5 protein-coding genes are annotated in these 16088 nt (G+C 72.0%); 4 read left to right on the plus strand and 1 reads right to left on the minus strand.

Annotation, left to right across the window (positions count from 1 at the left end; genetic code table 11):
- Nucleotides 1–2 precede the first annotated feature (2 nt).
- The gene (locus ABZ192_RS03600) at nucleotides 3–10940 is read left to right on the plus strand and encodes an amino acid adenylation domain-containing protein (protein ID WP_356922851.1); all 10938 of its coding nucleotides are present in this window, start codon (nucleotides 3–5) and stop codon (nucleotides 10938–10940) included.
- Complete coding sequence (locus ABZ192_RS03605) at nucleotides 10927–12627, plus strand: ABC transporter ATP-binding protein (RefSeq protein ID WP_356922852.1); 1701 nt, start codon at nucleotides 10927–10929, stop codon at nucleotides 12625–12627. The genes ABZ192_RS03600 and ABZ192_RS03605 overlap by 14 nt, the downstream gene beginning before the upstream one ends.
- 58 nt (nucleotides 12628–12685) lie before the next feature.
- Here ABZ192_RS03605 and ABZ192_RS03610 read toward each other — a convergent pair whose 3' ends face one another.
- Complete coding sequence (locus ABZ192_RS03610) at nucleotides 12686–13783, minus strand: alpha/beta hydrolase-fold protein (protein ID WP_356922853.1); 1098 nt, start codon at nucleotides 13781–13783, stop codon at nucleotides 12686–12688.
- Nucleotides 13784–13872: 89 nt separating this feature from the next.
- Here ABZ192_RS03610 and ABZ192_RS03615 point away from each other — a divergent pair, with 89 nt between their 5' ends.
- Together ABZ192_RS03615 and ABZ192_RS03620 are read left to right on the plus strand one after the other, a co-directional pair.
- A complete protein-coding gene (locus ABZ192_RS03615) occupies nucleotides 13873–14085 on the plus strand; it encodes an MbtH family protein (protein ID WP_086599049.1) in 213 nt (70 codons plus the stop codon).
- A gap of 6 nt (nucleotides 14086–14091) precedes the next feature.
- Nucleotides 14092–15690 (plus strand): amidohydrolase, encoded by a 1599-nt coding sequence (locus ABZ192_RS03620; protein WP_356922854.1) that lies wholly within the window; start codon nucleotides 14092–14094, stop codon nucleotides 15688–15690.
- Nucleotides 15691–16088: the final 398 nt, after the last annotated feature.

A 16088-nucleotide genomic window follows, 5' to 3' on the forward strand; every position in this document is an offset into this window, starting at 1 on the left:
CGATGATGGAACCGAGCGCTCGTCTCGTACGGCTTTCTCCCGCACGCCTGGCCGACGTACGCCGGCGGACCGGCGACCACTCCGACAGGACCATCACCGAAGCCTGCGCCATCGGGCTGTCGTACTGGACTACGGGCGAGAGCCCCGACGGCATCGACCTCACCTCCGGCACCCTGTTCGCCGACGTCCTCGGATGGGTCGACAACGGCGGGGCCGGACCCGGTGACTGGGAGGTCGGCGCCGACGGCCGGAGCATCCGCGTGCCCGACGGCGTCTCGCCGGCCGAGGCACAGCTCGCGCTGGACGACCTGGCCGACTTCCCGGACCGGCCCCTCGGCACCATCGGACCCTCCAGCGTCGCCGAGAGGCTCGAACTCCTGGCCCGCTGGAACGACACCGGGGCCGACCGGAGCCGCCCGACCATCGTCGAGATGTTCCGCGAGCAGGCACGGACCAGGCCGGACGCCGTCGCCATCGTGGACGAGCACCGTTCACTGACCTACCGTCAGGCAGCCGAACTCTCCAGCCAGTTGGCCCACCACCTGATCGAGCGCGGCCTCGGCCACGAACAGGTCGTCGGCATCTCACTGGGCCGCTCCGCCGAGATGGTCGTCGGACTGCTCGCCGTGCTCCAGGCGGGGTGCGCGTTCGTGCCACTCGATCCGCAGTGGCCCGCCGCGCGCCGGGCCGTCGTCATCGAGGACGCCCGGGTCGTCGTGCAGCTCAACGACTCGGGCGAGCACGACCCGGCCGAACCGCCCGCCGTGGCCGTCGACCTCGACGACTGGCGCCACGGTTCCCACCCCACCGGGGGGACCGGTGTCACCGTCCACGGCGACGCCCTCGCCTACGTGATCTTCACGTCCGGCTCCACCGGACGGCCCAAGGGCGCCATGATCCGGCACGAGGCGATCAGCGAGCGCCTGCTGTGGCAGGTGAACGAGATCCTGGGCTTCGGCCACGACGACGCCTCGCTGTTCAAGGCGCCGTTGTCCTTCGACATCTCCATCAACGAGATATTCCTGCCGCTGGTGTCCGGCGCCCGGCTGGTGGTGCTGCGCCCCGGCGGCGAACGCGACCCGCACCACCTGCTGAGCGTCATCGCCGAACAGCGCGTCACCTTCACCTATCTGGTGTCGTCCATGCTGGACGTGCTGCTGGAGATCGCCGGCGACTCCGGCCGCCTGGACAGCCTCAGGCACGTCTGGTGCGGCGGCGAGGTGCTGACCCCGGAGCTGTACGAGCGGTTCCGCACCAAGCTCGACATCCCCATGTACCACGGCTACGGCCCCGCCGAGACGACCATCGGCGTCTCGCACGTCATCTACCGAGGAGAGGCGGAACGCCTGTCCACCTCCATCGGCAAGGCCAACCCCAACACCCAGCTGTACGTCCTCGACGAGGAGTTGCGCCCGGTCCCCGTCGGCGTCGGCGGCGAACTGTACGTGGGCGGGTTCCTCCTGGGGCGCGGCTACGTCAACGCGCCCGGTCTGACGGCATCCCGGTTCATCGCCAACCCCTTCGCCGACGACGGCTCCCGCCTCTACCGCACCGGCGACCTCGCCCGGTTCGCCCCGGACGGCTCCCTGGACTTCCTCGGCCGCGCCGACAACCAGATCAAGATCCGCGGCATGCGCCTGGAGATCGAGGACGTCGAGGTCGGCCTTGCCGAGCACCCCGGCGTACGGCACACCTGCGTCGTCGCCCGGAAGAACGCGGCGGGCGGCACCTACCTGGTGGGCTACGTCATCCCGGCCGCCGGCAGCGAGGACCTGCGCGCCGACGAGGTCAAGGCGTGGGCCACCGAGCACATGATCGAGTACATGGTGCCCGCCCACATCGTCGTCATGACGGAGTTCCCCCTCACCGCCAACGGCAAGCTCGACCGCAACGCCCTGCCGGAGCCAAGGATCGGCACAGGCACGTTCGTACGGCCCACCACCGAGAACGAACGCGCGGTCTGCGCGGCGGTGGCGGCGGTGCTGCGGCTCGAAGAGGTCGGCGTCGACCAGGACTTCTTCCAGCTCGGCGGCGACAGCATCCTGGCGATCTCGCTGCTGACCGCCCTGCGCGACGCGGGCCTCTACGTCACGGCACGGCAGATCTTCACCCACAGCACCGTGGGGGCCCTGGCCGCAGTCGCGAGCCGGGAGGACGTCTCCACCGTCGACCACCGCGATGTCCCGACCGGGTCCGTCGTGGGTTCGCCCATCGTGCAGTGGCTCGGCGAGACCACCGACGCGATCGACGGCTTCGTGCAGTCCGTCGTGCTGAACACCCCGCCGGACCTGACCGCCGACGCGCTCGACGAGATCCTCACCGCCGTGGTCCGCAGGCACGACATGCTGCGCGCCAGGTTGGTGCGCGCAAGCCGCTGGAGCTTCGACATCCCTGAGCCCGACCGGGCCGTCGCCGGATGGCAGGAGAGCGACCGGCCGCTCGACGCGTGCGTCGCACTGGCCACCGACGCCCTGGATCCCGACAACGGTGTGATGCTGCGCGCCGTCTGGCGCCGCGCGGCAGGGCAGCTGGTCCTGGTCGCCCATCACGTGGTGATCGACGGTGTGTCCTGGCGGATTCTGATGGACGACCTGGCCACGGCTTGGCGCCAGTTCACCTCGGGCACCCCCGTCGAGCTGCCCCCGGTGGGCACGTCCTTCCGGCGCTGGACGCAACTGCTGGAGCGCGCGGCCTTCGACGCGGACAGTTCCTACTACTGGCGCCCGCTGCCCGCAGCGGACCAACCGGTGGGCCGGCGCGCCCTGTCCGACGCCGACACCGTCGCCACGGAGCGACTGCGGACCGTCTCGGCCGGCCCGGAGATCACGTCCGCGCTGCTGGGCGACATCCCCGCGAGGTTCCACGCGGGCGTCAACGACGTCCTGCTGACCGGGCTCGCCGTCGCGCTCGCCCGGTGGCGCCGCGACCTGGGGCAGGACCAGACCTTCGCGCACATCGAACTGGAGGGCCACGGCCGCGAAGGACAGTTCGTGGCGCCCTCCGCCGGCTTCGAGCCAGAACTGTCGCGGACCGTCGGCTGGTTCACCACCCTCTTCCCGGTCACCGTCGACCCCGGCACCGCGGCCGACTTCACCGCCCCCGCCTACCTGACCGCAGCCCTCAAGGCGGTCAAGGAAGACCTCGCCCGGGTGCCGGACAACGGCGTCTCCTACGGCGCCCTGCGGTACCTGACCGACACCGAGTTCGACGCGCCCGCACCGCAGGTGCTCTTCAACTACCTGGGCCGCTTCGCCGCCGGAGAGCCCGGAGACTGGCAACTCGCCCAGGCGACCGGCCAGTTGGGCGAGAAGCGCGATCCGCGGATGCGCCTGCCTCGCGCCCTGGAGTTCAACGCCATCGCCGAACCGGCCCCGACCGGCGAATACGACCTGGTCACCACCATCTCCTGGCCCGACGGCATGTTCACCGACGAGGACATCGCCACCCTCGGCGGCTACTTCCGGGACGCCCTGGCAGGACTGGCCGCACTCGACCCGCACGGCGGCCACTCGCCCAGCGACTTCCCCCTGGTGCCGCTGACCCAGACCGACGTCGACGCCCTGGACGGCCCGGCGCTGCGGGACATCCTGCCGCTGACGCCCTTGCAGGAAGGCCTGTACTTCCACTCCGTCTTCGACGACGACTCGGCCGGCGCCTACGTCGAACAGCAACTGCTCACCCTGGACGGCGAGGTGGACGCCGACCGGCTCGCGGCGGCCGCCACCCGGCTGCTCACGCTCTACCCGAACCTCGCCGCGCGGTTCGTGGCCCTCGCCGACGGCCGCGTGGTCTCCGTACTGGAGAGCGGCGTCGAGGCGCCCTTCACCACCCTGGACCGCCCCGGCATCACCGACGCCGAGCTGCGCGACCTGGCCGAGCGGGACCGCCGCGCCGGATTCGACCTGGCAACGGGCCCGTTGATGCGGTACACCCTCGTCCGCTCGGGTCCCGGCCGGCACGTCCTCGTGCAGACCGTGCACCACATCATCGCCGACGGCTGGTCGGTGCCGCCGATGCTCCGCGCGCTGCTCGCCGAGTACCACGCGCCGGGGACCGTGTACCCGATCGGCGGCTTCGCCGACTACGTACGCTGGCTCGCCGGACGCGACGCCGACGAGAGCGACCGGGTGTGGCGCGAGCAGCTCGCCGACCTGCCCGGCCCGTCGCTGGTCGCCGAGGGGCACACCCCGTCCGACCGGTTCGCCGACACCGCCGTGCGCCCGGACCAGGACATCGACGCGGCCGCCCGGTCGGCCGGCGTGCCCCTGAGCGTGGCCGTGCACAGCGCCTGGGCGGTCACGCTGGGCGGCATCCTGCACGGACAGGACGTGGTGTTCGGCTCCACGGTGTCCGGCCGCGACGCGGACGTGCCCGGCATCGAGGACATGGCGGGCCTGTTCATCAACACGATCCCCGTCCGCGCCCGTTGGACCGCCACCACCACCGCCCGGGACCTGCTCGCCTCGGTCCGGGAACACCAGGGCGCGGTCCTGCCGCACCAGCACGTCTCACTCGCCAGGATCGGCCGCCAGGCCGAAGCAGGCTCCCTGTTCGACACCCTGGTGGTGTTCGACGTGGCGACCGACGTGGACGCGCTGCGCCGGCCCGGCGACACCCTGGTCGTCACCGACCTCGTCAACGAGGGCGCACCGCACTACCCGCTGACCCTGGTCGTGGAACGCGCATTCGACGGCCGCCCGCGCTTCAACCTGATCTACGACGGCGAGCTGCTGCCGGAGACCACCGCCCAGGCGATCCTGCGCACGTTCACCTCCACCCTCACCGCCCTGCTCACCCGACCGGACACCCTGGTCGACGACGTGGCGTCCGAGGGCGCCCGGCGCCCCGCGCGCATCACGCCGACCACCCTCGGCGGCCTGTTCGACGCAGCCGCGCGGCGCGACCCGGCCGCCACCGCCGTCACCCAGTGCGGTCTCGACGGCGGCACCCGGTCCCTGACCTACGGCGAACTGGCGCAGGCCAAGGACGAGTTGGCCTCGGCTCTGCGCGCGGCCGGTGTCGGCCCCGGCCGGCGGGTCGCCGTCGCCGTCCCGCGGTCCGTCGAGCAGGTCGTCGCCCTGGTCGCCATCGTCACCGCGGGCGGCGCGTACGTACCGCTGGACCTCGCCTACCCGGACGAACGGCTGGAGCACATCCTCGCCGATGCCGCCCCGCAGGTCGTCCTCGTGGACAGGGAACAGCGCGACCGCTTCGCGGAACTCCTGACCCGTACGGGCGTACAGGCCCGCGTACTCGTCCAAGGAGACGACCTTCCGCAGGCCACGACCGAACCGGGCCCCGGGGCCGGTTGGCACGATCCCGCGTACGTGATCTACACGTCCGGATCTACCGGCCGACCCAAGGGCGTCGTCGTCCCGCACTCCAGCGTGGTGACGCTGCTCGCCAACACCCGGCCCGACATGGACTTCGGACCGCACGACGTCTGGGTCCAGTTCCACTCCTTCTCCTTCGACTTCGCGGTCTGGGAGCTGTGGGGAGCGCTCGCGCACGGCGGTGAGCTGCTGGTACCGGAGTACGGGCTGACCCGCTCCCCGGTCGACTTCCACCGGCTGGTCCGCGAGCGCGGAGTGACCGTGCTCAACCAGACGCCGTCCGCCTTCTACCAGTTCATCGAGGCCGACCGGCACGCCGGCGAGCCCCTGCCCGCCCTGCGCCGCGTCATCTTCGGCGGCGAGGCCCTGGACCTCGGGCGGCTGCGCGGCTGGGTCGAGCGGCACGGCACCGGCTCGCCCGAGCTGGTCAACATGTACGGCATCACCGAGACGACGGTCCACGTCACCCACCGCGTGCTGACGGAGGAGGACTTCGGCCGCGGCGACGACGTCAGCCCGATCGGGAGCCCCATACCCGGCTTGGTCACTCACCTCCTCGACGACCGGCTCCGCCCGGTGCCGCCGGGCCGGGTGGGCGCCATCTACGTCGCCGGCGACCAGGTGTCGCTCGGCTACCTGGGCAGGCCCGGCCTCACCGCGGGCCGGTTCGTGGCGAACCCCTTCGCGGGTGACGGCTCCCGCATGTACCACACGGGCGACCTCGCCCGCCGCACCCTCGACGGTGAGCTGGAGTTCACAGGCCGCGCCGACGACCAGGTCCAGCTCAAGGGCTTCCGCATCGAGCTGGGCGAGGTCGAGACCGCGATCCGCGACCTCGACGGCGTGATCGACGTGGCCGTGACGGTGGCCGGCACCGGCGACCACCTGGTGGCGCACGTGGTGGGCCGGGTACCGGGGGACTTCGCCGAGCAACTGGCCGCGAAGCTGCCCGTGCACATGGTGCCTGGACAGGTGCTCACGATCGACGCCCTGCCGCTGACGGTGAACGGCAAGCTGGATCGAAGGGCCTTGGCGGAACAGGCATGTGGGGGCGCGGGGCTGTATCAATTCGCGGCTCCGCCGCTGGGCGCGCCAAGCCACGACGTACCCGCAGACGAGATCTCAGCTGTAGCCGCACTCGTCGACATCTTCACCCAGACACTGCCCGGCAAGGAAGTGACCGCCGACACCGACTTCTTCCACGCCGGAGGCGACAGCATCATCGCCATCACGGTCGTGAACAGGGCCAGGACACTCGGCCTGCCCATAGCCCCCCGGGACGTGTTCCTCCACAAGACCCCCCGCGCGCTCGCCGAACACCTGCCGACGCGCACACCACAAGCCACCGCCCCCACCCACCGCGCGGACGGCCCCCTTCCTCCGACGCCGATCATCCTGCGCCAACGCGAACTGGGCGGCTCACTCACCCGCTTCGCCCAGGCCAGAACGCTCGTGGTCCCGGACAGCTCCTTCGCCGATGTCGAACGCGCCGCGAACGCCGTAGTCGCCGCACACCCCACCCTGCGACTGAGGCTCGGTACCGGACACGGAGTGTGGACCCTCCGCACCGAACCCGCCCGTGACATCACCGTCGTACGCCCGGACACCGCCGACGTCACGACCGCCGCGAACGACGCCGCCGGGCGGCTCGACCCCGAGTCGGGCGAGGTCGTCGCCTTCGCGTGGCTGGAGGCGAGCCGGACCCTGGTCGTCACCGTGCACCACCTCGCCGTCGACTCGGTGTCCTGGCTGATCCTGCTGGACGACCTGGCCACTGCCCTCCGCGGGGAAGCCCTGGCCGCTGCGACGACGTCGTACGCCGAGTACGCCGAAGCCCTGGCCCTCCGGTCCACCCACGCGACCGACGACCTCGGGCACTGGCTCACCACGCTCCAGGCGCCCCCGCTGCTCCCCGCCGTCGAGGGACTGCGGGAGACCACGGTCGTCCTCCCGCCCGAAGCCACCGACCGCCTGACCCGCACCGCCCCCGCCGCACTCGGCGTCGGTCTCACCGAGCTGCTGTGCGGAGCCCTCCGCACCGCGCTGACCCACGTGCAGCCCTCGCCCACCGACCTCGCGATCGACCTGGAGCGGCACGGCCGGGTCCCGGTGCTGGAACACCACGACTACACCCGTACGGTCGGCTGGTTCACCGCGATCGCACCCGTACGCCTCACCGCGCACACCGATCCCGTCGCGGCGGCCCGCGAGGTCGCCGAACGCCAGCCGGACGAGCGCGCCCACATCGCCTACGGACAGCTCAGGCATCTCAACCCGCAGACAGCGCCACTGCTCGCCACCGCCCGCCCGCAGGTGCTGTTCAACTACCTCGGCCGGGGCAGCGAGTCCCAGGCGGTGCACCTCACCGGCGGCGACCAGGGCAGCCCGTACGCCGTCGAGGTCAACGCCTGGCTCGACGAGTCCACCGGGAGCCTGCACACGGCCTTCACCCTCGCCGAGGGCGTCCCCGACGAGATCACTGAGCACTGGCACCGTGCCCTCCGGCGCATCGCGGACACCGCCACGACGGCCGAGCGCACCGCACCGGTCACCCCGCTCCAGGGGGGCCTGTACTTCCAGGCCCAGATGGCGGGCTCGGCCGGGCACTACGTGGCACAGAGCTGGTTCACGTTCGACCGGCGCCTGGACACGGGCGCGCTGGCCGAGGCGATGGCGTACGTGATCGCCCGGCACCCGGTGGTCGGCGCGGGCTTCACGACCGACTCCGACGGCAATCCGGTCCAGGTCCTCAAGGCCGGCCGGCGGGTCGACGTCCGCACGATCGAGCTGTCGACGGACGCCGAGGTCGACGCCCTGCGGGCCCGGGACCGCGACACCGGGTTCGACCCGGGCGAACCGCCGCTGATCCGGCTGACCGTGGTGCGTCTGCCCGGTGACCGCGACGGCCTGCTGCTCAGCTACCACCTGCTGCTGTGGGACGGCTGGTCCCGCGAGATCGTGCTGCGGGACCTGTTCGACGCCTACGGGGCGGCCGTCGCGGGACGGCCCCTCGACGCGGTTCCGGCCACGCCGAGCTTCGAGGACTACGCCCGGGCGCTCGACGCCAAGGACTCCGCCGTCTCGGAGCGCTTCTGGGCGGATCACCTGGCCGGCCTCCCCGGCCCCACATTGCTCGCCGGACCGGCGCCGACCTTCTCGGACGACCTGCCGCGCGCGCTCGTGCACACGCTGTCCGCCGAGCAGTCCCGCCTGCTGCGGGACGCTGCCAGGACGCACGGCGTCACGCTGAACTCCGTGCTGACCGGCGCGTTCGGCCTTCTCCTCGGCGCCCACACCGGCCGCAGCGACGCCGTGTTCGGCGTGACGGTGTCCGGCCGGGAGGGCGAGGGGCTGTCCGACATCGTCGGCGTGCTGCTCAACACCGTGCCGATGTGGACGCGGCCCCGGCCCGACGACACGGTCCGCGACTACCTCTCGGCCGTGCAGACGGCCAGGGTCGAGGCGATGGAGCACGAGCACCTGGGGCTCGGCGAGATCCAGCGGGCCAGTGGGCACGACACCCTGTTCGACAACCTGTTCGTGCTCCAGAACTTCCTGGACCTGGACGCCTTCGCCGAGATGAACGCCCGGCACGGCATCAACTCGGTGCAGGCCGACGACTCCACGCACTATCCGTTCACCTGGGTCGTCACGCCCGGCGACCGGCTGACCGTCAAGCTGGAGTACCGCGACCAGGACACCGGGAACGCCCGCCGTCTCCTCGACGACTACCTGCGCGTGCTGGAGGACCTGGCCCGGTCGACCGGCCCGGTGGGCGCGCTGCGGGGCCTGGGGCCGGAACCCTCGCGGGGCGAGCGTACGGACGTCGGCACGGACACCGTCATCGACCGGTTCGACCAGGCGGCGGACCGGGCACCGGAGCGGGTCGCGCTCGTCGCCCACGGTGCGACGATGACGTTCGCCGAACTCCGGGACCGCAGCCGTGCGGTGGCCGGTGTGCTCGCCCGGCGGGGCATCGGCCCCGAGACGAACGTGGGGCTCGCGATCCCGCGCTCCCTCGACTCGATCGTGGCGCTGTTCGCCGTGCTGCGGGTCGGCGCCGCGTACGTGCCGCTGGAGCTGGACCACCCGGACGAGCGGATCGCCGCGATCGTCGAGGACGCCCGCCCGGAGGTGATCCTCACCGTGAGCGGCGTGTCACCCCGGCTGGCCTCACTGGACGCCGACCTGATCGAGCTGGACCGCCCGCTGCCCGAGGCCCAGCCGTACGTGACGTTCGCGCCGGACGACCCCGACCGCCTGCGGCACCCCGCCTACACGATCTACACCTCGGGATCGACCGGCAAGCCCAAGGGCGTGGTGACCGAGTTCGCCGGACTCACCAACATGCTGATCAACCATCAGCGCCGGGTCTTCGAACCGGTGCTGGCGGAACACGGCCACCGGATCTTCCGCATCGCGCACACCGTGTCGTTCGCGTTCGACATGTCCTGGGAGGAGCTGCTGTGGCTCGCCGACGGGCATGAAGTGCACATCTGCGACGAGGAGTTGCGGCGCGACGCGCCCCGGCTGGTCGCGTACTGCCTGGAGCACGGGATCGACGTCGTCAACGTGACCCCGACCTACGCACAGCAGCTCGTGGCCGAGGGCCTGCTCGACGACCCGGAACGCCGGCCGCCGCTGGTGCTGCTCGGCGGCGAGGCCGTCACCCCGACGCTGTGGCAGCGGCTCGCCGAGACCCGGGGAACGGTCGGCTACAACCTCTACGGACCCACCGAGTACACCATCAACACCCTCGGCGTCGGCACCTTCGAGTGCCAGGACCCGGTGGTGGGCGTCGCGATCGACAACACCGACGTGTACGTCCTCGACCCCTGGCTGCGCCCCCTGCCGGACGGCGTCCCCGGTGAGCTGTACGTGTCGGGCATCGGCATCGCGCGCGGCTACCTCGGACAGCCCGCCCAGACCGCGCACCGCTTCGTCGCCTGCCCCTTCGGGGAACCAGGCGAGCGCATGTACCGCACCGGGGACCTGGTGGTCCGCCGGCCCGACGGCAACCTGATGTACCTGGGCCGCACCGACCAGCAGGTCAAGATCCGCGGGCACCGCGTCGAACTCGGCGAGGTGGAGGCCGTGTTCGCGGCGCACCCGGCGGTGCGGTTCGCCGCCGCGGTCGCCCAGCCCGACCCGCAGGTCGACGGTTCATATCGGCTGGCCGCCTACCTGGTGCTGGACGGGGCGGAGTTGGCGACGGTGGCGGCCGAAGTGGGCGCCGGACTGCCGGACTTCCTGCGCCCCACGCACTACGCCCAGGTCGACAGCATCCCGCTGACGGTGAACGGGAAGGCTGACACCAAGGCGCTGCCGGAGGCCAAGCCGCTGGGCGCGCTGACCACGGTGGGGGAGCGGGGACCCGCGACCGAGACCGAGACCGTGGTGTGCGAGTACTTCGCCGAGGCACTGGACCTGGACGACGACGAGGTGAGCGCGGTGAGCGACTTCGTGTCCCTCGGAGGACATTCCATGCTGGCGGTGCGGCTGATCGGGCTGCTCCGCCGCGAGTACGGTCCAGTGATCACCATCCGAGACCTGTTCACCCTGCGCACCCCGGAAGCGATTGCCCGCCACCTCGATGACAACTCCTGACACGCAGCGGCCCCGCTCGGGGTCCGACATCCTCCGCACCGCCCTGCGCCGCAACGTCGGCGCCATGGCCGGCGGCACCCTCCTCATGGGCCTGTACCAGGCGGGCGAGACGGCCTTCCCCATCGCGCTCGGCCTGATCGTCGAGCACACGATGCGGGACCGCAGCCTCGGCGCGCTCGGCCTCTCGATCGCCGTCCTGGCCGTGATCATCACGACCGTGTCGCTGTCCTGGCGGTTCGGGATGCGTATCCTGCAGAAGGCCAACACGACGGAGGCGCACCGCTGGCGGGTCAAGGTCGCGGCCTGCGGTCTCCAGCCGGTGGCCAGGGACGTCGACCTCAAGTCCGGCGAGGTGCTGACCATCGCCACCGAGGACGCCGACCAGACCGCCGACATCATCGAGGTGGTGCCGCTGCTGATCAGCTCGCTGGTCGCGGTGGTGGTCGCGGCGGTCGCCCTGGGCCTGGCCGACATCCGGCTCGGCCTGCTGGTCATCGTGGGAACCCTCGCGATCCTGTCGTGCCTGAGCGTGCTGTCCAAGAAGATCGGCACCAGCACCCAGGAACAGCAGGCCCGGGTGGCGCGGGCGGGCGCGAAGGTCGCCGACCTCATCACCGGCCTGCGCCCGCTGCACGGCTTCGGCGGCAACCACGCGGCGTTCCGCTCCTATCGCGAGGTCAGCACGGAGGCGAAGGTCCAGGCGATCACCGTCGCCAAGGTGAACGGCGCCTACGCGGGCACGGCCCTGGCCCTCAACGCGGCGCTCGCCGGCGCCGTGACGCTGCTGGCCGGCTGGCTGGCGTTCGACGGCCGGATCAGCATCGGCGAACTGGTCATGGCCGTGGGCCTGGCGCAGTTCATCATGGAGCCGTTGAAGTTGTTCTCGGAGATGCCGAAGTACGTGATGATGGCGCGCGCCTCGGCCGAACGCATGGCGCTGGTGCTGACCGCGCCGCCGGTGATGACGCCGGGAGCCCAACGCCCGGCGGAGAGCGGGGACGTGGAGCTCGACTGCGTCCGGTACGGCACCCTGCGCAAGCTGAAGTTCCAGGTGTCGGCGGGGGAGTTCGTGGCGATCGCCGCGTACCAGCCGCGCGCGGCGGCCGACCTCGCGTCGATCCTTGCCGTGAACGTCCCGCCCGGCGCGTACGAGGGAACGGTGCGGGTCGGCGGCCGGGACCTCGCGGACCTGTCGGTCGAGGCGGTCCGCGAGCACGTGCTGGTGAACCCCTACGACGCGGAGATCTTCGCGGGGACGCTCCGCTCGAACATCGACCCGTCGGGCACCAGCCGCATGGTCCCCGAGGCGGTCGAGGCGTCCATGCTGACCGACGTCGTCGCCCTGCACCGCGAAGGCCTCGACTACGCCGTCCGCGACCGCGGCGCGAACCTCTCCGGAGGGCAGCGCCAGCGGCTCTCCCTGGCCCGCGCCCTGGCCGCCGACAGCGACGTGCTCGTCCTGCACGATCCGACGACGGCCGTCGACGCGGTCACGGAACAGCTCATCGCCCGCAACGTCGCGAAGCTGCGCCGGGGCCGTACCACCATCGTCCTCACCAGCAGCCCGGCCCTCCTGGACGCCGCCGACCGGGTCCTGGTCGTGGACGACGGAGTCGTCACGGCCGAGGACACCCACCGGAACCTGCTGGCGACGGACGAGGCCTACTGCTCTGCGGTGGCGCGGTGAAGCGCCCCGTAAGGGGCGCGGGGAACTGCGCGATCAACCCCCACCGGCCCGCGGACAATCACTTGGACCCCAGTGCCCAGGCGACATCCCTCAGCAGGGCATGACGCCACCCCACCCGATCATGGCCGGAGGCCGACCGCGAAACCCGCACGGTCGCCCCGGCCTGCTCGGCCAAGGTCTCCACCGACTCGCAATGCGGCAGCATCCGCGTCTCGTGTTCGCCCACATCGAACGCGACCCGCAGCCCCGTCAGGTCGGGACGCTTCCGCAGCCGGTCGGCAACCGCGCCGCCGACCGGCCCCACCAACGGATCCGCCGAACCCACGGCATCGGACGTCCACCAGAACGACCCCGACTGACAGGCCACACGCGACACCAACTCCGGAAACTCCAGCGCCGCGTACACCGCGCTCAACCCCCCGAGGCTCTGCCCGGCGACGACCAGCCGGTCGATCTCGGCGGTCACCCCCGACTCCGCCACCAGCGGCAGCAGTTCGTCCCGGACCGCCTCCCACAGCTCGGGCCGGCACGCGAACTCCGCCTCCCTGTCCTTGGCCGGCAGGAAGACGAGCGTGACCGGCGGCATCTCCCCACGGGCGACCGCCGAGTCGAACGCGGTCATGGCCGGGTGCAGATACAGCCAGTCGTCCCCGTCGAGCAGCAGGACCACCGGCCCGCCACCACCCGCAGGATGCACCCGCACGGTCCGCCGCCCGCCCAGCCGTTCACCGGCCCAGCGGATCCGGGTACGGGGGAGGGGCAGCACACCGTCGGCGCCGACGGCGGGCCAGTGCGGCTGGTCCGGCGCGTCCGGTGTCGCGGCGATGGACCGGTCGCCGCCGGCTCCGACCGGGTTGAGCGGATCGGCGTACGCCTCCTCGCCCACGCGGAACCGGTACGTCACCCGCAGCCGCGCGGGCATGCGCACCTCGGCGTACCAGCAGTCCGTGTCACCGAACCGGGCCAGCGGCACCGGCTCGGACCAGCTCTCGAAGTCGAGGGTCGCCGCACCGGTCCCACGCCACAGGAAGAGGGTGGTCCAGCCGTCGCCGTCGGGTATCGACGCGGGTGACCGCGCGGCCGCCCAGAACGCGTCGGTCCCGGGTGTGCCGGGCAGTCCGAACGCGGCGAACGTGTCGTCCCCCACCAACCTCATGGACGTCTCCTTGTGGAGCGAAAAGGCAGAAGGCTAAGCTCACTTGCGATTAGGCGAGCCTAACCTAATTCTCACAGGAGGCACGGCACATGAGCACCAACCCCTTCGACGACGCCGACGGCCGTTTCCTCGTCCTCGTGAACGACGAGGGCCAGCACTCGCTCTGGCCGTCCTTCGCGGACGTGCCCGGGGGGTGGACCATCGCCTTCGAGGAGAACACCCGGGAGGCGTGCCTGGAGTACGTCGAGGCCAACTGGACGGATCTGCGCCCCCGTTCCCTCGCCGAGTCCATGGACGCCTGACGCCCGATGCTCTGCACCAGACTGACGAACGCCCGCTTCGTCACCATGGACCCGGCCCACCCCGTCGCCCACGACCTGGGCATCTGGCGGGGCCGGATCGTGGGCCTGGACGGGGCCGTGACCTCGCTGCCCGCGCGGGAGGTGATCGACCTTCAGGGCGCCACCGTGCTGCCCGGGTTCATCGACGCCCATGTGCATCTGGCCTGGACCGGCTTCAAGCAGAACACGCCGAGCATCGCGGGCCACACGCGGATCGACGACGTGCTCGCCGTCGTAGCGGACGCCGTCCGCCGCACGGCCTCGCCCGACGCCTGGGTCAGCATCGCCGGCTACGACCAGCGTGCCCTGGGCCGCCATCTGACCGCCGCCGAACTCGACCGGGTGAGCCACGGGCGCAAGGTGTTCGTTCTGCACGACTCCGGACACGGCTGCGTCGTCAACACCGCGGTCCTGGACCGGCTCCCCGCCGGCGTCCCCCACGAGAACGGCTTCCTCGCCGAGGGCGCGATGGGGGCAGCCCGCGCCCTGCGTCTGCCGTACTCCCAGGAGGAACTCGCCGAGGCCATCGGACGCGCCACCCGGACCTGCGTCGCCGAAGGCGTCACCGCCTGTGCCGAGGCAGGCATCGGCGGCGCCCTCTTCGGGCACAGCCCCGTCGAACTCGGCGCCTACCAACTCGCCCGCGAGAAAGGCCTGTTGCCGCTCCGGGTGCAGCTCATGGTCTCAGCGGACCGGCTGCGGCCCGTCGCCGCGCACGAGGCCGACGGCATCCCCAGGGCACTCGACCTCGGTCTGCGCACGGGATTCGGTGACGACTGGCTCTCCGTCGGCGCCCTGAAGATCTACACCGACGGCGGCATGATGGCCCGCACCGCCGCGCTGAGCAGCCCGTACGAAGGGCTGGACCACACGGGCCAGTTGCAGGACGACCCGGAGACGCTCACCGAGACGATCGTGGCCGGCCACCTCGCCGGCTGGCAGCTCGCCGTGCACGCCATCGGCGACCGCGCCGCCGACGTCGCCCTCGACGCCCTGGAGCGGGCCCAGCGTCTCCGGCCACGCCACGGCGTGCGGCACCGCGTCGAACACGCGGGCCTCATCCGCCCCGACCAGCTGTCGCGCATGGCGCGGCTCGGCGTGAGCGCGGTCGTCCAGCCCAACTTCCTGCGCTACTTCGGCGACGACTACGCGGCGATCATGGGCGAGGAGCGGGCGCCGTGGCTGTACCGGGGCAAGGCGTTCCTGGACCACGGCATCACCCTCGTGGGCAGCTCCGACCGGCCGGTCACCGAAGGATCCCCGCTGCGCGCCGTCCAGTTCATGGTCGAACGCGCCTCCGCGTCCGGCCAGGTGATCGGCCCCGACGAGGGCGTCACCGTGGAGGAGGCGCTGCGCGCCTACACCGTGGCCGGTGCCTACGCCTGCCACTGGGAGGACAGCGCCGGCAGCCTCTCCCCGGGCAAGCGCGCCGACCTGGTCGTGCTCGGCGACGACCCGCGGCGCGTCGACACCTCCCGCATCGGCGACATCGAGGTGGTGGCGACGTACGTCGACGGCCGTGACCGACGCTCCGCCGGATCCTGGAGCGCGGCAGGGGAACCTTGAACACGGCCACGCCGCCCGTGCGGCCGGCCCCCTCCCCTCACCGCGTGCCGGTCAGGTCACCGTGAATCCGTCGAACGCGGCGATGCCCCGAGCGCCGTTCCGGCCGTTGGCCGAAGTCGTGAAGACCCCGACGTCCTGCGCGGCGGACGCGTCTGCCGGTGTGGCCGTGCCCACCTTCGTCCAGGTGACGCCGTCCCTGCCGGCCAAAACGGCCGTCGCCGTCGGCGTCCCAGCTCAGCGAGCAGCCGTTGGACGGCGTGACCGCCAGGTTCACACAGCCCGCGCTGCCCTGCGTGCCCAGTGCCCGGCGGCGAGCGGGTCGCGCACGCGGCGGGCCCGTGGAGCGGCACCCCGCCGCCGGGCTGACCGCCGGCGGCGGCCGGGGATGACACCGCGAA

The organism is Streptomyces sp. NPDC006235 (assembly GCF_040613735.1).
Classification (GTDB): domain Bacteria; phylum Actinomycetota; class Actinomycetes; order Streptomycetales; family Streptomycetaceae; genus Streptomyces.

What these genes read in the sequence shown, in the direction of transcription:
- ABZ192_RS03600 (WP_356922851.1), top strand. Translation starts at nt 3, where the DNA reads ATGATGGAACCGAGCGCTCGTCTCGTACGGCTTTCTCCCGCACGCCTG.
- ABZ192_RS03615 (WP_086599049.1), top strand. Translation starts at nt 13,873, where the DNA reads ATGAGCACCAACCCCTTCGACGACGCCGACGGCCGTTTCCTCGTCCTC.
- ABZ192_RS03610 (WP_356922853.1), bottom strand. Translation starts at nt 13,783, where the DNA reads ATGAGGTTGGTGGGGGACGACACGTTCGCCGCGTTCGGACTGCCCGGC.
- ABZ192_RS03620 (WP_356922854.1), top strand. Translation starts at nt 14,092, where the DNA reads ATGCTCTGCACCAGACTGACGAACGCCCGCTTCGTCACCATGGACCCG.
- ABZ192_RS03605 (WP_356922852.1), top strand. Translation starts at nt 10,927, where the DNA reads ATGACAACTCCTGACACGCAGCGGCCCCGCTCGGGGTCCGACATCCTC.